This is a genomic window from Ornithinimicrobium murale (genome assembly GCF_003352835.1).
GTDB classification, from domain to species: domain Bacteria; phylum Actinomycetota; class Actinomycetes; order Actinomycetales; family Dermatophilaceae; genus Ornithinicoccus; species Ornithinicoccus muralis.
In genome coordinates, this window is record NZ_QLVD01000001.1 from 90002 (window position 1) to 110083 (window position 20082).

15 protein-coding genes are annotated in these 20082 nt (G+C 69.8%); 6 read left to right on the forward strand and 9 right to left on the reverse strand.

Annotated elements, in window-relative coordinates; all coding sequences use genetic code 11:
• Position 1 precedes the first annotated feature (1 nt).
• Positions 2–1021 carry an isopenicillin N synthase family dioxygenase gene (locus tag DPQ65_RS00380; protein ID WP_114905403.1) on the reverse strand — a complete coding sequence of 340 codons (1020 nt, stop codon included), beginning with the start codon at positions 1019–1021 and terminating at the stop codon, positions 2–4.
• A gap of 266 nt (positions 1022–1287) precedes the next feature.
• Entirely contained in the window at positions 1288–2763 is a 1476-nt protein-coding gene (gene hflX, locus DPQ65_RS00385) for a GTPase HflX (RefSeq protein ID WP_114905404.1), read from the reverse strand.
• A gap of 75 nt (positions 2764–2838) precedes the next feature.
• On the opposite strand from hflX, the gene DPQ65_RS00390 reads away from it, so the two are divergent.
• Entirely contained in the window at positions 2839–3441 is a 603-nt protein-coding gene (locus DPQ65_RS00390) for a class I SAM-dependent methyltransferase (protein ID WP_114905405.1), read from the forward strand.
• Here DPQ65_RS00390 and DPQ65_RS00395 read toward each other — a convergent pair.
• From DPQ65_RS00395 to miaA, 4 genes are all read right to left on the reverse strand, one after another.
• Positions 3419–3829, reverse strand: coding sequence for a hypothetical protein (locus tag DPQ65_RS00395; protein ID WP_238146590.1), 411 nt, complete (start codon positions 3827–3829; stop codon positions 3419–3421). The two genes, DPQ65_RS00390 and DPQ65_RS00395, sit on opposite strands and share 23 nt — an antisense overlap.
• A 5-nt stretch (positions 3830–3834) precedes the next feature.
• Entirely contained in the window at positions 3835–4287 is a 453-nt protein-coding gene (locus tag DPQ65_RS00400) for a plastocyanin/azurin family copper-binding protein (RefSeq protein ID WP_114905407.1), read from the reverse strand.
• 43 nt (positions 4288–4330) lie between these two features.
• A complete protein-coding gene (locus tag DPQ65_RS00405) occupies positions 4331–5608 on the reverse strand; it encodes an MFS transporter (protein ID WP_114905408.1) in 1278 nt (425 codons plus the stop codon).
• Positions 5609–5780: 172 nt separating this feature from the next.
• Positions 5781–6707, reverse strand: coding sequence for a tRNA (adenosine(37)-N6)-dimethylallyltransferase MiaA (gene miaA, locus DPQ65_RS00410; protein ID WP_238146591.1), 927 nt, complete (start codon positions 6705–6707; stop codon positions 5781–5783).
• An 87-nt stretch (positions 6708–6794) separates the two neighbouring features.
• Between miaA and DPQ65_RS00415 the strand changes: the two genes are divergently transcribed.
• The 4 genes from DPQ65_RS00415 (at position 6795) to DPQ65_RS00430 (ending at position 11615) form a co-directional block, all read left to right on the forward strand.
• On the forward strand, positions 6795–7631 hold the full coding sequence (locus DPQ65_RS00415; protein WP_114905410.1) for a pyruvate, water dikinase regulatory protein: 837 nt from the start codon (positions 6795–6797) through the stop codon (positions 7629–7631).
• A 120-nt stretch (positions 7632–7751) separates the two neighbouring features.
• Entirely contained in the window at positions 7752–10427 is a 2676-nt protein-coding gene (gene ppdK / locus DPQ65_RS00420) for a pyruvate, phosphate dikinase (RefSeq protein ID WP_114905411.1), read from the forward strand.
• 87 nt (positions 10428–10514) lie between these two features.
• On the forward strand, positions 10515–11237 hold the full coding sequence (locus tag DPQ65_RS00425) for a (2Fe-2S)-binding protein (RefSeq protein ID WP_162801931.1): 723 nt from the start codon (positions 10515–10517) through the stop codon (positions 11235–11237).
• Between the two features lie 171 nt (positions 11238–11408).
• Complete coding sequence (locus tag DPQ65_RS00430) at positions 11409–11615, forward strand: hypothetical protein (RefSeq protein WP_114905413.1); 207 nt, start codon at positions 11409–11411, stop codon at positions 11613–11615.
• A 67-nt stretch (positions 11616–11682) separates the two neighbouring features.
• On the opposite strand, the gene DPQ65_RS00435 is transcribed toward DPQ65_RS00430, so the two are convergent.
• Positions 11683–12873, reverse strand: a complete 1191-nt coding sequence (locus tag DPQ65_RS00435; RefSeq protein ID WP_114905414.1) for an amidohydrolase — start codon at positions 12871–12873, stop codon at positions 11683–11685.
• A 495-nt stretch (positions 12874–13368) separates the two neighbouring features.
• On the opposite strand from DPQ65_RS00435, the gene DPQ65_RS00440 reads away from it, so the two are divergent.
• Complete coding sequence (locus DPQ65_RS00440) at positions 13369–13617, forward strand: WhiB family transcriptional regulator (RefSeq protein ID WP_114905415.1); 249 nt, start codon at positions 13369–13371, stop codon at positions 13615–13617.
• Positions 13618–13646: 29 nt separating this feature from the next.
• Here DPQ65_RS00440 and DPQ65_RS00445 read toward each other — a convergent pair whose 3' ends face one another.
• Positions 13647–15167, reverse strand: coding sequence for a sensor histidine kinase (locus DPQ65_RS00445; protein ID WP_114905416.1), 1521 nt, complete (start codon positions 15165–15167; stop codon positions 13647–13649).
• 107 nt (positions 15168–15274) lie between these two features.
• Positions 15275–20071: an NAD-glutamate dehydrogenase gene (locus DPQ65_RS00450; protein ID WP_114905417.1), complete on the reverse strand. Its 4797-nt coding sequence runs from the start codon at positions 20069–20071 to the stop codon at positions 15275–15277.
• Positions 20072–20082 lie beyond the last annotated feature (11 nt).

Below are 20082 nucleotides of genomic sequence, written 5' to 3' on the forward strand. Positions count from 1 at the left end.
CTCAGGCGCTGCGGCGCCGCTCGGTCATGAGATGCGGGTTGTGCGCCTCGGTGACATCCGGGTGGGCCCGGACCCGGCTCTTCAGCGCGTTGGCGCCATAGACGCCCACGATCGGGTTGCTCTCATCGAGGGTCACGCCCGGAGCCTGCGCCGCGAGGTCGGACGGCAAGGACAGCTTCGGGAAGACGGCATCCAGGGCCGGGTTGTGGAAGTACGGCACCGAGATGCGGTCCGTGCCGGGCTCCGGTGCGAGGACCCGGTGGTTCGTGGCCCTGAGGTAGCCGTCGGTGGCCCACTCCAGCATCTCGCCGATGTTGACGATGAGGGCACCCTCGATCGGCGGTGCGTCCAGCGGCTCCCCGTGACGCTCGACCTGGAGCCCCGCCTTGTCCGGCTCGACCAGCAGGAGGGTGAGCACACCTGAGTCGTTGTGCCACCCGACACCCTGCTCGGTGCCGCCCTCCACCCGGCCGGGATAGCGCACGATCTTGGTCAGCGTCGCCGGCGTGCCCCGGAAGGTGTCGTCGAAGACGTCCCGAGGCTGCCCGAGCGACTCGGCCCACTCGGCCAGCAGGCGCGTGGACACCTCCGCCAGCGTCTCGTTCCAGGTCTCGACGACCTCCCGGACGCGTGGCAGCGCCGCCGGCCACAGGTTCGGCCCCTGGAGCACCCAGTAGTCGGCAACGCCCGGCCCGGGTGGCACCGCCTCGCGCTCGGGGCCGATGTCGATCTGTTCGCGCCAGTCAACCTTGCCCTGGGTGCGCTCGCCTCCGACGCGGGTGTAGCCGCGGTAGTGCGGGCTCAGGACGTTCTCGATCTCGAGCTTGTCTGCCTCGGGAAGGGCGAAGAACTCGCGCGAGACGGTGATGATCTCGCTGGTCAGGGCCGGAGCGATGCCGTGGCCGACGAGATAGAAGAAGCCGTAGTCGTGGGTGGCCTCGCGCAACTGCTCACGAAACTGCGCGGCGGTGGCGGGATCGTCGGCCAGGGACAGGTCGAGGACAGGCAGGTGGTCAGTCATGGGTCAGAGTCCTTCGGGTATGCGGAGTGGTCGGCTGCGAGATCGACTCACCGACGACACAGGTCGCTGGCCAGGCACCCAAGGTCCACATGGAGCCGGCGCACCAGCAGAAGCTGTTCCTGAAGAACTAACACGCGCTTACTGTACCCATCACATGACGTTGCGGGAGAGGGCACCCCTCCCCTGAGCGCCCACAGAGTGGCGTCGCGCCGTTCCGAACCTCCCCAAAACGCGCGGGAGCCGTTCCGAACCTCCCCAAAAATGGGTTAGACGGCGTAGGAGCCCAGGACGCCGTGCAGGTCCTCGGCGACCTTGGCGGTCATGCGCGTGCCGTCGGCGGTGTGCTCCTCGGTCAGCACGTCGCCCTCGGCGTGCAGCCGGCTGACCAGGTCGCCGCGGTCATAGGGCACCAGCACGTCGACCTCGATCTCCGGCCGGGGCAGCGCGGCCTCGACCCTGGCGATGAGCGCTTCCACGCCCTGGCCGGTGCGGGCCGAGACGATCGCGACGTCGGGGTAGGCGCGCTCGAGCCGGTCCAGCACCTCGGGGTCGGCCAGATCGGCCTTGTTGACGGCGATGATCTCCCGGATCTCGCTGGCGTCCACGTCGGCGAGCACCTCGTGCACCGCGACGATCTGGCCCTCGGGGTCGGGGTGCGCCCCGTCGACCACATGGAGCAGCAGGTCGGCGTCGGCAGCCTCCTCCAGGGTGGACCGGAAGGCTTCGACGAGCTGGTGCGGCAGCGCGCGGACGAACCCGACCGTGTCGGTCAGCGTGAACGAACGGCCGTCCGCGGTCTCGGAACGGCGGACCGTGGTGTCCAGCGTGGCGAACAACTGGTCCTGCACCAGCACACCAGCACCGGTGAGCCGGTTGAGCAGGGAGGACTTGCCTGCGTTGGTGTAGCCGACGATGGCGACCGAGGGCACGTGGTTGACCTTGCGCGAGGCGCGCTTGGTGTCGCGCATGGTCTTCATGCCCAAGATGTCGCGCCGGAGCTTGCCGATGCGCTGGTTGATCCGGCGCCGGTCCAGCTCGATCTTGGTCTCACCGGGGCCGCGGGAGCCGATGCCCTCACCGCCGGCGACTCGGCCACCGGCCTGCCGGGACATCGACTCACCCCACCCGCGCAGCCGCGGCAGCAGATATTGCAGCTGCGCCAGCTCGACCTGCGCGCGGCCCTCACGGGACTTGGCGTGCTGGGCGAAGATGTCCAGGATCAGCGCGGTCCGGTCGATCACCTTGACCTTGACGACGTCCTCCAGGGCACGCCGCTGTGAGGGACCGAGCTCGCCGTCGACCACGACGGTGTCGGCCCCTTCGGCGATCACGATGTCGCGCAGCTCCTGGGCCTTCCCCGAGCCAAGATAGGTGGCCGGGTCGGGGTTGGTGCGACGCTGGATCAGCCCCTCGAGCACCGTGGAGCCAGCGGTCTCGGCCAGCGCGGCCAGCTCACGCAGAGAGTTCTCGGCATCGAGCTGGGTGCCCTCGGTCCAGATGCCGGCCAGGACCACGCGTTCGAGTCGCAGCTGGCGGTACTCGACCTCGGTGATGTCCTCGAGCTCGGTCGAGAGCCCCGCCACGCGGCGCAGAGCCTCGCGCTCCTCGCGGTCGAACTGCTCCCCGTCGAAGGACTCCAGGCCCTCCTCGTAGGTCGGGTCGGCCGGGTCGGCGTTGAGTGCGGCAGCGCGGTGGTCCAGCAGGCCGCTCCGCTTCGGGTGGTGCTTGTTGGTCTCAGTCATGTTCTCCTCAGGATCTCACTGTTCAACACCGGTGACCACCGATTTCGTCCCCCGTGAGGCCGTAGACTGCCCGCGATGGCACAGGACCACTACTTCTCCGCGGAGCCAGCGACGCCAACCCAGCTGCGAGAGCGCGTGGTTGAACTCGCCGGACAGACCGTGACCGTGCACACCGCGAGCGGGATCTTCTCCCCCGACGGGATCGACAAGGGCACCGCCGTCCTGCTGAAGCACGTTCCCGAGCCACCGAAGGCCGGGACCTTCCTGGACCTCGGCTGCGGGTGGGGACCGATCGCCCTCACGCTGGCCCTGCGCTCCCCCGCCGCGACCGTCCACGCCGTGGACGTCAACCAGCGCGCCCTGGACCTGGTGCGCCGCAACGCGACTGCGCTCGGTGCCATGGTGACCGCGATGACCCCGGACGCGGTCCCGGAGCATGCGGCCTACGACCTGATCTGGTCCAATCCCCCGATCAGGGTCGGCAAGGCGGCGCTGCACGAGATGCTGAAGACCTGGCTCCCCCGGCTGGCACCGGGTGGGCAGGCCTGGCTGGTGGTGCAGAAGAACCTTGGCGCAGACTCCCTGATGAAGTGGCTGTCGGCAGAGTTCCCGGAGCTGACCGTGGACCGCCCCGCGACCAGCGGCGGGTTCCGCCTCATCCGTGTCGTGCGCCCCTGACCGGCCGCGAGGTCAGCCACACCCCGATCCCGGCGAGCACCGCCCCCAGCCCCTCAGCGACTGCGCTGATGGCCTTCGGGGTGGTCCAGAACGGGTCATACATCGAGGGGATCGGGCCGAGGGCCGGCACGTTGACATAGGTGTAGAGCAGCACCGGCACGAACGCGGACAGCGCCACCGCGCCGGCCACCAGATAGGCAGTTCGCGAGGACCGCAGCAGCAGATAGGCCGCCGCTGCCAGCGCCGCGACCGCCTGGATCCGGAACAACCAACCACCGCCGATCCCGCCCGGCGCCGCGAGTTGCATCTGTGACGCGAGGCTGAGATGAACCACCGCGTCGAGGACCAGGGCCAGCACGACCAGCCCCCGGACCACTCGCTCGGCCACCGACCTCACCCCACCGTGAGGACCGACACCATCGCCGGGTGCGGGATGCAGTGGTAGGAGTAGTCCCCCGGCTCGTCCGGCGCGGTGAAGGTGACGGTCTCCCCGGGGCCGACCTCGACGTCAAAGAACCCCTCCTCGTCCGAGGTGACCGTGTGGCCGACCTCGTCCTGGTTGGTCACCGTGACCTCGGCGCCGGGTTCGATCGTCCCGGTGGTGGCGTACTCGAAGTCCGCGATCGTGATCAGTGCGGCCCCGTCCTCGACGCTGGCCGCCGGCGAGTCCGGCTCGTCGTCACCGGAACAGCCGGACAGCACGGCAGGGAGTATGCCGAGGGCCAGGACCGCGGCCGCCGCGCGGCGCAGCGGGGGCCGGCTGATGGGTCCGTGGATCTGGCGCCCGGGGCTCGCGGCGTCGCGGCCCGGTGGGTGAGGGTGGGAGTTGTCCTGGCGAAGTGGCATGCCGGATTGTACGGCGCTGCGCCGCTGACGGATTGACACCGGCTCACGCCCGGTCGACGGCCGGGCGGAAGGGAACCGTGGCCACGATGCCCGCTCCCACCGCGTTGAGCACGATCCAGGCGGTGATGGTCGCTGCCAGCCCGGCCTGGTCGGCCAGCAGGCCACCGGCGACGCCGCCCACCGGCACGATCCCCATCGTGAGGGTGCGCCGCGTCGCCGACACCCTGCCCATCAGGGCGGTGGGCGTGAGCTCGGCCGCAACACCGGCCAGCAGCACGTTGTAGACGACGATCACCACGCCCCACAGGAAGGACCCGGCCAGCAACCACGCGGTGGCCCGGTCCCGGTCGAGCAGCGCCGTGAGCGTCAACGCCGCCACCGGGGCGAGGAGCACCACGGCCCCGCGCACCACCCGCGGCACACCGATCCGGTCGCCGAGAGGCACCGCCACGAAGGAGCCGAGCAGGCCTCCGACACCGCCGGCCGAGACCAGCAGCCCGAGCACGGTCGGGCCGAGGTCCAGCTCGCGGAGCACGAGCACCACCTCGACGGCGGAGTGGACCGCGAGACCGAGGTTGACCACCATCGACCCCAGGGTCAGCCGCCAGAGTGTCCGGCGGGCCCGCAGGGTCGACCACCCGAGACGTCCCTCCTGCAGGAACCGGGTCAGGGCCCGCACCGGGGATGCTGCCGATGCTGCCCCGGCCGCAGGCTGGCCCGCGGGTCCGGCGGTCAGTCGGAGCCGCACCACGACGAGGGCCGCGAGCGCCGTCAGCGCCGCCGCGACGGCCAGCGTGGGTCCGGCACCGGTGAGGGCCACCAGCACGCCCGCGGCAGCGGGGACCACGAGCGAGATCACCGACTCGGCCGACTGCATCCGCGCGACCAGCCGGGACACGCCGGCCGGGCCGACCGCCCGGGGGGCGATGGCCGTCTGGGTCGTCTCGACGACGACCGCGGCGGTCCCGGCGAGGGTCGCCACGGCATACAGGTGGGGCAGGGTCAGGTCGCCCAGCGCCCAGGCCAGGACGAGGCTGCCCAGCAGCGCCGCCCGCACCAGCCCGGAGGCGAGCAGCAACCGGACGGTGGGTGAACGGTCGACCAGAACGCCGACGGGGATGCCCAGGACGAGGAACGCCAGGGTGCCCAGGGCATTGAGCAGTCCCATCTGGGCGGCGGTGGCGCCGAGCACCGCAACCGCGAGCACATCGGTCGCCAGGTCGGCGGCGTTGCGTCCGGCGGCGTCCAGGGCGTTGGAGAGCACCAGCGGGCGGCCGGTGGTGGGAGCGGACGGGACAGGATCAGGGGTGCGCGAAGGCATGAGTCACCTCAGGAAGCAGTGGAGGGTCAGAGCACGTCGACACCGGCCCGGCGCCGTCGGGGCGCGGGCCTGCGGGTGTCAGTGGCGACTCAGAGGCTGTCGCTGCGGGCTCTGAAGAACACGTCCCTCTTTCCTGGGTCGGCGGGTGGCCGGAGCTGCGGTCAGGAGCACCTTAGCGGGAGGCGGTGACGATCTGCTGCGCGCGGTCGAGCAGGTCCTCGGCGTCGTGTGGCAGCCAGGTGATGCGCGGGTCAGGACGGAACCATGCCTCCTGCCTGCGCACCAGCCGGCGCGTCGCGGTGACCGTGCCCTCCCGGGCTCCCGCGTCGTCCAGCGTGCCGTCGAGCAGCGCCAGCACCTGGGCGTAGCCGATAGCGCGCGAGGCGGTGCGCCCCTGACGGAGGCCCTGCTCCTCCAGTCCGCGCACCTCCGCCACCAGTCCCTGCTCCCACATGCTGTCCACCCGGCGGGCGATCCGCTCATCCAGCACCGACCGGTCGGCTGCCAGCCCCAGCTGGACGGTCGGCTGCGCATGCGCACGGCGCGGCAGCGTCGCGCTGAACGGGCGTCCGGTCAGCTCGATCACCTCCAGGGCGCGCACGATCCGGCGACCGTTGCGGGGCTCTATCCGGGCCGCTGCCTCGGGGTCCCGGTCGGCAAGCTGTGCGTAGAGCGCCGCGGCGCCGACCCGCGCGAGCTCCTCCTCCCACCGGGCGCGCACCGCGGGGTCGGTCGGTGGGATCTCCAGCAGGTCGAGCAGTGCCCGCACATAGAGCCCCGAGCCACCGACCACGACGGGCACGTGTCCCCGTGCGCGGATCGCGGCCAGGTCCGCGCGGGCGGTGGCCTGGTAGGCCGCGACGCTGGCCTCCTCGGTGATGTCCAGGACGTCGAGCTGATGGTGCACGATGCCCCGACGCTCACCCCGGGTGAGCTTGGCGGTGCCGATGTCCATGCCGCGATAGAGCTGGGAGGCATCGGCGTTGATGACCTCACCACCGAGTCGCTCGGCCAGGGCAACACCGAGGTCGGACTTGCCGGTCGCGGTCGCCCCGACGACGGCGACCACGGGCAGGTCCTCGGTCACGTTCCCTGGCACGGCGGCAGTGTGACACGAAAGCCGCCGGGTCCGGGAGGAGACCGAGGTGGGCCGACCGGCCACGGTGCGTGCCGACATACTGGGGCTATGAGTGGTCCCCCCCTGGAACTGCACGTCGTCGCCGACTCGACCGGTGACACCGCCGCCCGCGTGGCCCGGGCCTCCGCCGCCCAGTACGCGACCTATGACGTGCGGATCATCCGGCACCCACGCATCACCTCCGCCGAGGGCCTGCGCGCCGTGATCCGGAACCTGGATCCGACGCGGCACCGCATGGCGGTCTTCTCCACGGTCGTCGACGACGAGCTACGTGCCCTGGTCGCCCAGTTGTGCGCGGAGCGCGGCATCGCGCACGCCGACCTGCTCGAGCCGGCACTCAGCGCGCTGCAGTCGGCCACCGGGGCGGCACCGGAGCGCGTGATCCGTCCCGTCGGTGTCGGCGAGGACTACTTCAAGCGGATCCAGGCGATGGAGTTCGCGATCGCCAACGACGACGGTCACCTGACCAACCCGCTCAGCCAGGCCGACATCGTGCTGGTGGGTGTGTCCAGGTCCGGCAAGACACCGTTGTCGATGTATCTGGGGTATCTCGGCTATCGGACCTCCAACATCCCGCTGGTCCGGGGCATCGCTCCCCCCGACGAGCTGTTCGGTGCGGATCGCTGGAAGGTCGTCGGCCTGACACTGGACCCCGAGCGGCTCCGGGAGATCCGGCAGAAGCGGGTCCGGGCGCTCGGCGGGCACCGCCAGGGCGACGGCTACACCGAGCTGATCGGGATCTATGACGAGCTCGACGAGGTCGGGTCGATCCAGCGCAGGCTCGGCTGCCCCGTCATCGACACGACCGCCCTGGCCCTGGAGGAGGCCGCCGGCCGCGTGATCGAGATCGTCGACCGGCGGCGTGAGGCCGCCACGGGCAGCTGACCACTGTCAGGAAACTCACGTCCCCGCCGCCACGGGTCGCTCCCGGGTGCCAGTAGTCTGCCCAGGTGGGTCGGTGCGGGCCGGCCCAGAGCACACGACGTCACCGAGGAGACGCCTGACATGAGCCCAGAGTCGAGTTCAGCCGACCAGACCACCCGATACCTCTACGACCTCGCCGACGGCGATGCGTCGATGAAGAACCTGCTCGGCGGGAAGGGGGCCAACGTCGCCGAGATGATGCGCCTGGGCGTCCCGGTGCCGGACGGGTTCACGATCACCACGACCGCGTCCATCGACTCGATGAACGCGGGCGGGGAGTGGCCCGCGACGCTCTGGGACGAGACGCAGGCGGCCCTGGAGCGGCTCGAGCAACGCACCGGCCGCACGCTGGGCTCCTCCGAGCGCCCGCTGCTGGTCTCCGTCCGCTCCGGCGCCGTCGTGTCGATGCCCGGCATGATGGACACCATCCTCAACCTCGGCATCAGCGACGACACGGTCGCGGCCCTCGGCGCCGAGGCCGACAACGCCCGCTTCGCCTGGGACTCCTACCGGCGGTTCATCCAGATGTACGGCGAGGTCGTCGAGGGAGTCCCGGCCCACGCCTTCGAGGACGAGCTCACCGCGCTCAAGCGCACCCGTGGTGTCGAGCAGGACACCGAGCTGTCCATCGAGGACCTCCAGGGACTGGTCGAGAAGTTCAAGGGCGTGGCCCGGGAGCACATGGGTGGTGAGTTCCCGACCGACCCCCGCGAGCAGCTGCAGCGCGCCATCGACGCCGTCTTCCGGTCGTGGATGAACCCCCGTGCCGGCGTCTACCGCAAGGCGCACGGCATCCCGGACACCCTGGGCACCGCGGTCAACGTCATGCAGATGGTCTTCGGCAACCGGGGCGACACCTCCGCCACCGGTGTCTGCTTCACCCGCAACCCCTCCACGGGTGCCCAGGAGCTCTACGGCGAGTTCCTGGTCAATGCCCAGGGCGAGGACGTCGTCGCGGGCATCCGCACCCCGCGTCCCCTCGCGGAGATGGAGACGGTCCTCCCGGAGGCCTACGGCCAGCTGCTCGAGACCATGAAGCGCCTCGAAGGCCACTACGGCGACATGCAGGACATCGAGTTCACGGTCGAGGAGGGCACGCTCTACCTGCTCCAGACCCGCAACGGCAAGCGCACCGCGCCGGCCGCGTTCAAGGTGGCCCGGGACCTGGTCGAGGAGGGTGTGATCACCCGGGAGCAGGCACTGCGCCGGATCGAGGCCTCCCAGCTCGACCAGTTGCTCCACCCGGCCATCGACCCCGAGCACGGCCAGACACCGATCACCAAGGGCCTCAACGCCTCCCCCGGCGCGGCCGTCGGTGAGATCGTCTTCGACTCCGACACCGCCGAGGCCCGCGGCAAGGCCGGCGAGGCGGTCATCCTGGTGCGCTGGGAGACCACGCCCGACGACATCGCCGGCACCATCGCCGCGCAAGGCGTGCTGACCGCCCACGGTGGCATGACCTCGCACGCCGCAGTCGTTGCGCGCGGCATGGGCAAGCCCTGCGTGGCCGGTGCCTCGGCCGCCAAGATCGACGCGACCGCCAAGACCCTCACCATCGGTGACACTGTGCTCCGTGAGGGCGACACGATCACCCTCGACGGCTCAACCGGCGAGGTGTATGCCGGGGCTCTGGAGCTCGTGCCACCACAGGTCAACGAGGACTTCTCGGCCGTGGTCGGGTGGGCCGACGAGGTGCGGCGGATGGACGTCCGCGCCAATGCCGACAACGGCGAGGACGCCGCGCGCGCCCGCGAGTTCGGCGCGCAGGGCATCGGCCTGTGCCGGACCGAGCACATGTTCATGGCCGAGGACCGTCTGCCGGCCGTCCGCGAGATGATCCTGGCCGGGGACGAGGAGGCCCGCGCCACCGCCCTGGAGAAGATCCTGCCGATGCAGCAGGCCGACTTCGAGGCGATCTTCGAGGCGATGAGCGGCCTTCCGGTCACCATCCGGCTGCTCGACCCGCCGCTGCACGAGTTTCTGCCCGACCTCGTCGAGCAGGCCCTGACCGTGCAACGGCTGGAGCTGCAGGGCGGCACGGAGGAGGAGCTGCGCGACGCGCGACTGCTGCTGGCCCAGGTCAAGAAGCTGACCGAGATGAACCCGATGCTCGGCACGCGTGGCGTCCGCCTGGCGCTGCTCTACCCCGAGATCCCGGCGATGCAGGTGCGCGCCATCGCCCGGGCGGCCTTCGCGGTGCGTGAGCGTGGCGGGGAGCCGATCGTGGAGATCATGGTGCCGTTGGTCGCCTTTGCCGAGGAGCTGCGTCGGGTGCGGCAGATCATCGAGGAGACGCTGGCCGAGGAGTTTGCGGCCAGCGGGCAGCAGTTCGACTACACGGTCGGCACGATGATCGAGCTGCCCCGAGCGGCCGTCGTCGCCGACCAGATCGCCGAGCACGCCGACTTCTTCTCGTTCGGCACCAATGACCTCACCCAGACGGGTATCGGCATCTCCCGCGACGACGCGGAGGGGTCGTTCCTGGCGCCGTATGTCGACGACGACATCGTCCCCGAGAACCCGTTCGCCTCGATCGACGTCGACGGCGTGGGCGGCCTCGTCCGGCTGGGGTCCGAAGGCGGCCGCCGCACGAAGGCCGACCTGAAGCTGGGTGTCTGCGGTGAGCACGGCGGCGACCCGGCCTCGATCACGCTGTTCGAGTCGATCGGCCTCGACTATGTCTCCTGCTCACCGTTCCGGGTGCCGATCGCGCGCTTCTCCGCCGCCCGCGCGGTGCTGGACGCCCAGCAGGACTGACCCGCACCCAGCGAACGGTCACGCCTCATCACCCTCACGGCAGCACGCCTGGCCGCCGAGCTCACCGAGCTCGGCGGCTTCGCCGTGGTGCAGCTCGAGACCGACGGCCTGCTCCCCCTGAGAACCGCTCTGGACGCCGAGCACCTGCAGGAGCGGTTCACCGCCACCCGCGCCGGGTTGGCCGTCGGCACTGGGCTGCCGGTCGCCGAGGTGCAGCCCAGGACCGCGGTCTCCGCCGCCCAGGTGGGCCTGGTGTCGCGGTTCTGGTCGATCGCGCTGGCCGCCGTGGCGCTGCGCGACCGGGTGCCCGACCTGAGCGCCGACCGGATCTGGGTGGATCGGAGCCACCGCAACCCCTCACCGATCGCCGTGAGCTGGGATGGTCAGCAGGGAGCCGGCCAGCGGGGGGTTGGCCACGCGGTTGACGGGACGACCGAAACGGTGGCCGCGCTGGAGGCACTGGTGGTCCACGGCGCGGTGGCCGCGGTGACCGACGCGTGCGGCGAGCACGGCCGGACCTCTGCCAACGTGCTCGTCAGCAACGCGGCCTCCAGCCTCTTGGCGGCTGCGCGGGTGATCGGCCGGCAGGTGCCCGGACGGGCCGAGCACCTCGACCGGGTGGCCCGGGCCCTGCTCACGGTGCCCTTCCTGGCCGCGGGCGGCTCCTTCCGCTCGTCCGAGGATGACCGGCAGGCCGGCGACCAGTTCCGACGCAACGGCTGCTGCCTGTACTACCGGCTGCCCGGCCACGGCCTCTGCCCGGACTGCGTGCTGGTGCGCCCCGGGCACCCCGCCGACACCCATCACTGACCGGCCGCCGTCGTCGAGCAGACGACGCGCACGGTCGAGCAGACGACTCGCACGGTCGAGCAGAGGACGCCCACGGTCGAGCAGCCCCCCCAGACCCATGCCCGCAACCCTGATCGCGCCAGCAACGCCCGCAGGTGAGGTCAGCCTCACCTGCGGGCGTATTCTGACAAGGTGTCGAAGAAGGACAGGGCGCGCAAGGCCAAGAAGGCCACGCGCCGACCCAAGAAGAAGTGCTGTGTCAGCAAGCCCAAGTGCGCACGCTGCCCACTGCGCATGCTGTCCGACGGCACCCTCCCGGAGGGCTACACCGTCAAGAAGCGCAAGCTCGTCAAGCTCGACGGCGGCAAGCCCAAGGGCAAGCGTCCGAAGGCCGCCTGACCCGAGCCGTCGGGCCCCGCAGACGATCAGCGGAGCCGACGATCAGCGGGCACGAAAGCCTGGACGGTCAGCGGGCCAGGACCGTCCCGGTCCGTGTCTCCTGGTCATAGCTGTAGACCTCGCGCCCCTCGATCCACACGCGGAGCGCGCGGGACTGCAGGTCGATCGGGTCGCCGGACCACAGGACCAGGTCGGCGTCCTTGCCCACAGCCAGCGAGCCGACCCGGTCGGCGACCCCCATCACCTCAGCGGGGTTGATGGTCACCGCTCGCAGCGCCGCGTCCCGGTCCATACCCTCCTTGATCGCGAGGGCGACCTGGGTGATCAGGTGCTCGATCGGGACGACCGGGTGGTCGGTGATGAGTGAGACACGGACCCCGGCGCGGTCCAGGATGCCCGGCGCCGCGGCGGTCCGCTGACGAACCTCGACCTTGGAACGGCTGACGATCATCGGGCCGTACAGAACCGGAATCCCCTTCTCTGCCACCAGATCCGCGACCAGATAGCTCTCGGTGCCGTGGTCCAGCACCAGTTGGTAGCCGAACTCCTCCGCGATCCGGATCGCCGTGGCGATGTCATCGGCCCGGTGGCAGTGCTGCCGCCACGGGATCTCCCGCTCGAGCACCTGGACGAGCGCCTGGTTGACCAGGTGCCCCTCGGCATACTCACCGTCCTGGGTCGCCTTGGTCGTCTTCTCCAGGTAGTTGCGTGCCTCGGTGAAGGCCTTCCGCAGGATCAGGGCGACGCCGAGACGCGTGGACGGAGTCTTGTTCTGCTCGCCATAGACCCGCTTGGGGTTCTCACCGAGCGCCGCCTTGAGGCCGGACGGGCTGCGCAGCACCATCTCATCGACATAGCGACCGTGGGTCTTGAGCGCGACGGTCAGGCCACCGATGGGGTTACCGGAGCCGGGGTTGACATTGACGGAGGTGATGCCGCCACCGAGTGCGTCGTCAAAACCCTGCTCGCGGGGGTTGATCCCGTCCAGGGCGCGGGCGGCCGCCATGACCGGATCCGTCATCTCGTTGGTGTCCTGACCGGCCCAGCCCTCACCCTCCTCCCAGACCCCGAGGTGGACGTGCGCATCGATCAAGCCGGGCAGCACCCACTGGCCAGCAGCATCGACCACCTCAGCACCCTCCGGGATCGAGACGTCCGTCCCCAGGGCGGTGATCGTGCCGTCCTCCACGACGACGGTGCCTGCGAACGGGTCACCCTCCACCGGGACGACGTGGGCGTTGGTGATGGCCAGGGTCATAACAGGTCCTCCTCAGGGCCGAAATCCGGCACGAGACTGGAACGACCCCCGGTGGGGCCGCACAGCACCGACGTATGCCGTCGGGCCGCCTTCAGACTAAAGCGCACGATCGGGGCGGGTCACCGAGGGCGCGGAGAGCGTGACCGAGTCACCCGTGGCTCGGCCGGGTGACTACCACTGATCGGGCCGTCGAGAGCCATGGGACTGGTGTGACTCATCACTCAGTGCTCAGCAGGAGTTTCTCTCCAGAAACGCTTGTGCGTGCTTCAACTACCTGTGAAGATAGGAACACTGTGCTCGCAGCCTGCGTTGACACAGGAAGGAACAACCAGGACACAAAGTGGTGACCTGCGGCGTGAGCGGCACTGTCTTTTTCAGCACAGATCTCTGGACGTTCACGCTACACCAGAACAGGGTGCCGCTGATCACGGGGCACCCGGACACCACCCCGGGCCTCCACCGCGACCGCCCGGGAGATGAACGAGGAGCACATAGATGGACTGGCGCAATCGCGCTGCCTGCCTGGACGAGGACCCCGAGCTGTTCTTTCCGATCGGCAACACCGGGCCCGCCCTGCAGCAGATCGAGGAGGCCAAAGCCGTCTGCCGTCGTTGCCCGGTGATGGACACCTGCCTGAAGTGGGCGCTCGAGTCCGGCCAGGACGCCGGCGTGTGGGGTGGCCTCTCCGAGGACGAGCGTCGCGCTCTCAAGCGCCGCAAGGCTCGCGCTCGCCGCGCCGGCTGAGACAGCTCGCAGCGCTGCAGACGCGCCCCTCACCCCTCGGCTGACAGACCACGGAGCCGCACGACGAACCGCACGACGGTTCCGTGCGGCTCCTGCGTCTCCCAGTGGATCTCGCCCCGCAGGTCGCTGATCAGTGCCTGCACGATCTGCATCCCCAGGCCAGTGCCAGGCTGGTGGTCCTCCGGCAGCCCACGGCCGTTGTCCGTGACCGTCACCGTGAGCAGGTCACCTCCCGGTGCCGCGGTCGCCTCGCCCCCTGAGCCAGCCGATCGTGCTGCCTCCACGATGACCGTTCCCACCGGGTCGCCGTCGGTCGTGGGGGTGCTGGTGTCAAAGGCGTGCTCGACGGCGTTGTGCACGAGCTCGGCCAGCATCATCGCCAACGGCGTGGCGTCCTCTGCGCGGATGCGACCGAAGGATCCCCGGTGCTCGGCCGCGACCCGGGCGCCACCCTGCGAGGCGACCTCCACCGTGGCCCGGGCGATCCGCACGGCGATCTCGTCGAACAGCACTGTCTCATCGAAGCCGTGGCTGAGCGTGTCGTGCACCAGCGCGACCGTGGACACCCGGCGGCCCGCCTCCTGCAGGGCGGCCCGGGCGCCCAGGTTGTCCATCCGTCGCGACTGGAGCCGCAGCAGGGCGGACACCGTCTGCAGGTTGTTCTTGACGCGGTGGTGGATCTCCCGGATCGTCGCGTCCTTGGTCATCAGCTCGCGCTCCCGGCGCCGCAGCTCGCTGACATCACGCAGCAGGATCATCGCCCCGTAGCGGGCGCCCTGGTCCAACAGCGGCACTGCCCGCAGTGTCAGGTTGCTCCGAACCGTCTCGATCTCGGTGCCCCACGGTGCCCGACCAGTGAGCACCAGCGGCATCGTCTCGTCCAGGGTCACGCCCGTGGGCAGCCTGGCGGTGACGATCTCGGACAGGTCGGCTCCGGCGACCTGATCGGTGTGGCCCAACCGCCGGAGGGCGGAGATCGCATTCGGGCTCGCATACTCGATCAGCCCCTCGGCACCGAGACGCAGCACCCCGTCCCCCACCCGCGGAGTCCCCCGCCCGACGCCGGTGGGTGCCATCTCGCTGGGGAAGGCACCCTGCCCGATCATCCGCAGCAGCGACTGGGCGAGTTGCAGGTAGTTGACCTCCAGGCCGCCCTGCTGTCGCATACTGTGCAGGTCGGTATGCCGCACGAGGACTCCGACGGACCGGCCGGCCCGGACGACGGGCACGTACTGCTCGCGCACCGAGTCGGCCTGCGGCGGGTCCAGGGGGCGCATGGTGCGCAGCACGGTGTCCAGTACCTCGCGCCGGGCGGGCTCGGGGGTGCTGCCGACCACGTCGTCGTTATAGAAGTTGGGCCCGGTGGTCGGCCGGGCGTGGGCGGCGAGCACCCAGTCGTCTCGGTCTCCGCCAGCCGGCACCCAGAGGGTCAGGTCGGAGAAGGACAGGTCGGCCACCATCTGCCAGTCACCGACGAGCCGGTGCAGCCAGTCCGCGTCGGCACGTGGCAGTGCAACCTCATGGCCCAGGACGTCACGAAGGGTCGGCACGTCCGCAGGGTAACCCCCGCAGCCGCCCCAGCCGGAATCAGGGGCGGATAGCGCCGTGCCTGACCTTCCGACCCGGGCGCACTGCCCCGGGTCCGGGAAGGACAGTGTCAGTTGCTGCTTCCCTGGCGCACGAGACCACGGAGCGTCCGCAGGGCGACCGAGAGCGGCCCCATGCCCGGGGATTCCAGACGGTCGACATTGCTCAGGACCTGCCGGATGCGCGTGAGGGCCTCGGCGTTCGCCTCGCTCCAGGCACCCAGCACCTCAACACCCTGCTCCGTGCCGTCGGAACTACCGAGCACGGTGCGCGTCAGGGCCTTCAGGACGCCGTAGAGGTCGTCTCGCATCGCGCCTCGGGCCAGGCTGTCCCACCGGTCCTGCCGCGGCAGCTCTCCCACCCAGTTGAGCAGAGCATCGACGCGGAACCGCTCGGAGACAGCGAAGTAGAGCGCAGCGGTCTCCTCCAGGGAACGACCCGTCTCCTCGGCGACCTCCACGATGTCGAGGACCGAGAAGGAGTCGAGCAGCCCGGCATACCAGAGCGCCAGCTCTTCGGGAACACCACCGTCGCGGGCCTCCTGCGCCTGGTGCTCGAAGCGCTCGCGCTCCGCAGCCTGGAGGTGTCCACCCAACTGCGTGCGCAGCGTTCGCACCGCCTCGCTGAACCGGGCGATCTCATGATCCAGCTGACCGGTGAGCGACTGGTTGTTGAGGAACCAGCGCACACTGCGGTCCATCAACCGCCGAAACTCGAGGTAGAGCTTGGTCTGCAGCTGCGTCGGCACCTGGTTGTCCAGCGCCTCGACGGCGGCCATGAAGCCGCTCATGTCGAAGACCTCTCGGCACACCACGAACGCCCGTGCGATCTGCGGAACCGTGGCTCCGGTCTCCTCGATGCAGCGGAAGGCGAACGTGATGCCACCACGGTTGACCATGGCGTTGGCCAGGTCGTTGACGATGATCTGCCGCCGCAGGGGGTGCTCCCCCAGGCTGTCCCCGAGCCGATCCTGCAGGGGACCCGGGAAGTAGGAGTGCAGTGCGTCCTCGAAGAACGGGAAGTCGGGAAGATCGGAGTCGATGAGCTCGGACTTCAGGTTCAGCTTGGAGTAGGCGACGAGGACCGAGAACTCGGGCGAGGTGAGCCCGGTGCCGTTCATCTCGTGCTCGTGCATGCCACGGTCGTCCGGCAGGAACTCCAGGTCCCGGTCGAGCCCGGCGTGTTCTTCCAGGTGTGCCATGAGCCGACGGTGGACGGGGGCCATCACCCCGTCCTGGTCACGGGAGTTGCCGATCAGGACGTTCTGCTCGTAGTTCGTCCGGAGCACGGTGGCGGCCACCTCCTCCGTCATCGACGCGAGGAGTTCGTCGCGCTGCTCCAGGGTCATCTCGCCGCCGGCGACCACGGGGGCCAGGGCGATCTTGATGTTGACCTCGTGGTCGGAGGTGTCCACGCCGGCCGAGTTGTCGATAGCGTCGGTGTTGATGTGCACCCCGGCCAGGGCCGCCTCGATCCGGCCCTGCTGGCTGAATCCGAGGTTGCCTCCCTCACCCACGACCTTGACCCGCAGGTCGCCACCATTGATCCGGATGGCGTCGTTGGCCCGGTCCCCGATGTCGGAGTCGGTCTCCGCCGCTGACTTCACATAGGTTCCGATGCCGCCGTTCCAGAGCAGGTCCGTCGGCGCCCTCAGCACGGCGCTGAGCAGCTCATTGGGCGTCAGGGAGCTCACGCCCTCCTCCAGCCCGAGCGCCGAACGCACCTGTGGACTGACCGGGATCGCCTTGGCCGACCGCGGGTAGACCCCACCCCCCTCGCTGATCAGCGACGCATCGTAGTCGGCCCAGCTCGAGCCGGGCAGGTCGAAGAGTCTGCGCCGCTCGGCGTAGGAACTGGCGGCCTCCGGTGTGGGATCCAGGAAGACATGCCGGTGGTCGAAGGCTGCGACCAGTCGGATGTGCTCGGACAACAGCATGCCGTTGCCGAAGACGTCACCGCTCATGTCGCCGATGCCGACGGCGGTGAAGTCCTGCGTCTGCGTGTCGTGCCCGAGCTCACGGAAGTGCCGCTTGACCGACTCCCAGGCACCGCGTGCGGTGATGCCCATGCCCTTGTGGTCGTAGCCCGCGGACCCGCCGGAGGCGAAAGCGTCATCGAGCCAGAAGCCATACTCGCGCGAGACCCCGTTGGCAATGTCGCTGAACTTGGCAGTGCCCTTGTCCGCGGCCACCACGAGGTAGCTGTCGTCCGCGTCCCTGCGCACGACGTTCTCCGGGGGCACGATGGCTCCGCCAACGCGGTTGTCGGTGACGTCCAGCAGCCCCTTGATGAAGATCTTGTAGCAGCCGATGCCTTCGTTCAGCCAGGCCTCCCGGTCCTTGGGGTCGGGGAGCTGCTTGGCCACGAAGCCACCCTTGGAGCCGGTGGGGACGATGACAGCATTCTTGACCATCTGCGCCTTGACCAGGCCCAGCACCTCGGTGCGGAAGTCTTCCCGGCGATCGCTCCAGCGCAGGCCACCACGCGCCACCGCGCCGAAGCGCAGATGCACCCCCTCGATGCGCGGAGCATAGACCCAGATCTCGTAGGCGGGGCGGGGATCGGGCAGCCCGTCGATGTCGCGCGGGCTGAGCTTGAGGGAGACGTGGGGTTTGCCCCGACCGTCCTCGTCCGCCTGGTAGAAGTTAGTGCGCAGCGTGCCCTCGACGACCGAGACCACCTGGCGAATGATCCGGTCCTGATCGAGGCTGGCCACGTCATTGAGCGCTTCGTGGATCCGGGCGATGACCTCTGCCGCCTCCTGGTCGCGGGTCTGGTTGTCCGCCGCCGTCGAGGGGTCGAAACGCACCGCGAAGAGGTCGACGACCATCCGGGCGATGCGCGGGTTGGCCACGAGCGCCGACTCCAGGTAGTCCAGGCTGAAAGCGCCCACCTGGCGCAGGTAGCGGACCAGGGTGCGCAGGATGACGATGGAGCGCCAGGACAGATCGGCGTCCAGCACGAGGTTGTTCAGGCTGTCGCTCTCGCCCTGCCGGCTCCAGGCGACGGAGAAGGCCTCCTCGAAGTCGGAGGCGACCTCGTCCGCGGTGCGCAGGTCGTTGCCCTCCCAGACCTCGGCCCGCTTGGCGCGGAGCCCGAAGTCGTAGATGCGCATGGCGATGTCGTCCTCTTCCTCCTCCACGACGTAGGGCCGCTCGTCGGTGACCTCGACGCCGAGGTGGCTGAAGATCGGCATGGCCTCGGTCAGGGTCATCGCATCCTGCCGGTAGAGCTTCAACCGTCGCTCCTGCGGCGGTGCCCCCTCCTCGGCATACAGGTGGAGCCGCATGCCCCGCTTCGGGTCCTCGACCACCGAGCGGATCTGCGCCAGATCGGCGTAGCCGGTGGCCGGGTCGAAGTCCTCCTTGTAGCCCTCCGGGAAGGCTGCCGAGAAGCTCGCGGCCGTGTCCCCGACCGTCTCGTCCTCCTCGTGCTCCTGGACGACGTCGGTCAACTTCTCCTCCCAGGTGCGCATGGCTCCCAGGACCTGTGCCTCCAGTGCTTCGGTGTCGACGACCGGGATGTTGCCACCGGTCGGCATCCGCAGCACATAGTGCACCTGCGCGAGGGTGGCCTCGCCCACCTTGGTCGTGTAGTCGACGGTGTCGGCGCCGTAGGCCTCCTTCAGGATTCCCTCGATGCGCACGCGGACCGCCGTGTTGAACCGGTCCCTGGGCATATACACCAGCACGGAGACGAACCGACCGAACTCGTCCTTGCGGACCAACAACCGGGACCCGCGGCGCTCCTGCAGGTGGAGCACCTCGTTGGCACTGTCGGACAGCCAGTCGGTGTCGGCCTGGAACAGCTCGTCCCTGGGGTAGTTCTCCAGGACCCCCATCAGGTCCTTGCCGGAGTGGCTGTCCGAGGCGTAGCCGCTGCGGTCCAGGATCGCGCGCACCTTGTTGCCGATGACCGGCAGCCGGCTCACCGACTCGGCGTAGGCGCTCTGGGTGAACAGCCCCAGGAAGCGCCGCTCGGCGATGACGGCACCCTGCTCGTCGAACTTCCGCACTCCGACGTAGTCGAGGTAGACGGGCCGGTGCACCGTGGCGCGCGAGTTGGCCTTGGTGATCGTCAGCAGCCGCGGGTCCCGTGCGGTGGCGACGGCCTCCGGCCGCAAGCGGCTCACACTGCCGGGCTGCCCGGGATCGGAGCGCAGGATCCCCAGGCCGGTCTCCGGAACCGAGCGGAGGGCGTCGGTCCCCTCGTCCTGCACCAGTTCGTACTCCCGGTAGCCCAGGAAGGTGAAGTGGTTGTCCTCCAGCCAGGTCAGGAACTCGATCGTGGGCTGGACGCTGGCCGGGTCAACAGAGTCGGGCACACCGGCCTCGAGTTCGGAGATGATGCTCCGTGCCTTCTCCCGCATGGCCTGCCAGTCCTGGCAGGCCCGGCGCACATCCTCCAGCACGACCTCGAGGCGGCCCTGCAGATCCTCGCGTGAGGCCTCTCGCGGCAGGCGATCGATCTCCAGGTGCATCCAGGACTCGACCGTGTCCTCCGGGCCGGCCTCCGTGGCGGCGATGTCGAGCACCCGAGAGGACTCACCAGTGCGTCGCACCACGATCTGGGGGTGGACCAGCAGGTGCACCGAGAGGCCACGCTGATTGAGCTCACCGAGCACCGAGTCCACCAGGAAGGGCATGTCGTCCGTGACGACCTGCAGCGCGGTGTGCCGAGAGGTCCAACCGTCGTCGGCCCGCGAGGGGTTGAAGACCCGGACCGTGGTGGTGCCGGGGCGGCGAGCTGCCGAGAGCTCCGCGACCTGACCGATGATCGCCTGCCTCACCTCGTGGTCCCGCTCCCGCAGGGTGGTGTGCGAAACGTGTCGGTAGAACCGATCGAGCAACGTGTCGTCGAACGACATGATCAGGCGTG

What these genes read in the sequence shown, in the direction of transcription:
- DPQ65_RS00405 (WP_114905408.1), bottom strand. Translation starts at nt 5,608, where the DNA reads ATGCCTTCGCGCACCCCTGATCCTGTCCCGTCCGCTCCCACCACCGGC.
- hflX (WP_114905404.1), bottom strand. Translation starts at nt 2,763, where the DNA reads ATGACTGAGACCAACAAGCACCACCCGAAGCGGAGCGGCCTGCTGGAC.
- DPQ65_RS00435 (WP_114905414.1), bottom strand. Translation starts at nt 12,873, where the DNA reads ATGACCCTGGCCATCACCAACGCCCACGTCGTCCCGGTGGAGGGTGAC.
- DPQ65_RS00450 (WP_114905417.1), bottom strand. Translation starts at nt 20,071, where the DNA reads ATGTCGTTCGACGACACGTTGCTCGATCGGTTCTACCGACACGTTTCG.
- ppdK (WP_114905411.1), top strand. Translation starts at nt 7,752, where the DNA reads ATGAGCCCAGAGTCGAGTTCAGCCGACCAGACCACCCGATACCTCTAC.
- DPQ65_RS00440 (WP_114905415.1), top strand. Translation starts at nt 13,369, where the DNA reads ATGGACTGGCGCAATCGCGCTGCCTGCCTGGACGAGGACCCCGAGCTG.
- DPQ65_RS00400 (WP_114905407.1), bottom strand. Translation starts at nt 4,287, where the DNA reads ATGCCACTTCGCCAGGACAACTCCCACCCTCACCCACCGGGCCGCGAC.
- DPQ65_RS00380 (WP_114905403.1), bottom strand. Translation starts at nt 1,021, where the DNA reads ATGACTGACCACCTGCCTGTCCTCGACCTGTCCCTGGCCGACGATCCC.
- DPQ65_RS00415 (WP_114905410.1), top strand. Translation starts at nt 6,795, where the DNA reads ATGAGTGGTCCCCCCCTGGAACTGCACGTCGTCGCCGACTCGACCGGT.
- DPQ65_RS00390 (WP_114905405.1), top strand. Translation starts at nt 2,839, where the DNA reads ATGGCACAGGACCACTACTTCTCCGCGGAGCCAGCGACGCCAACCCAG.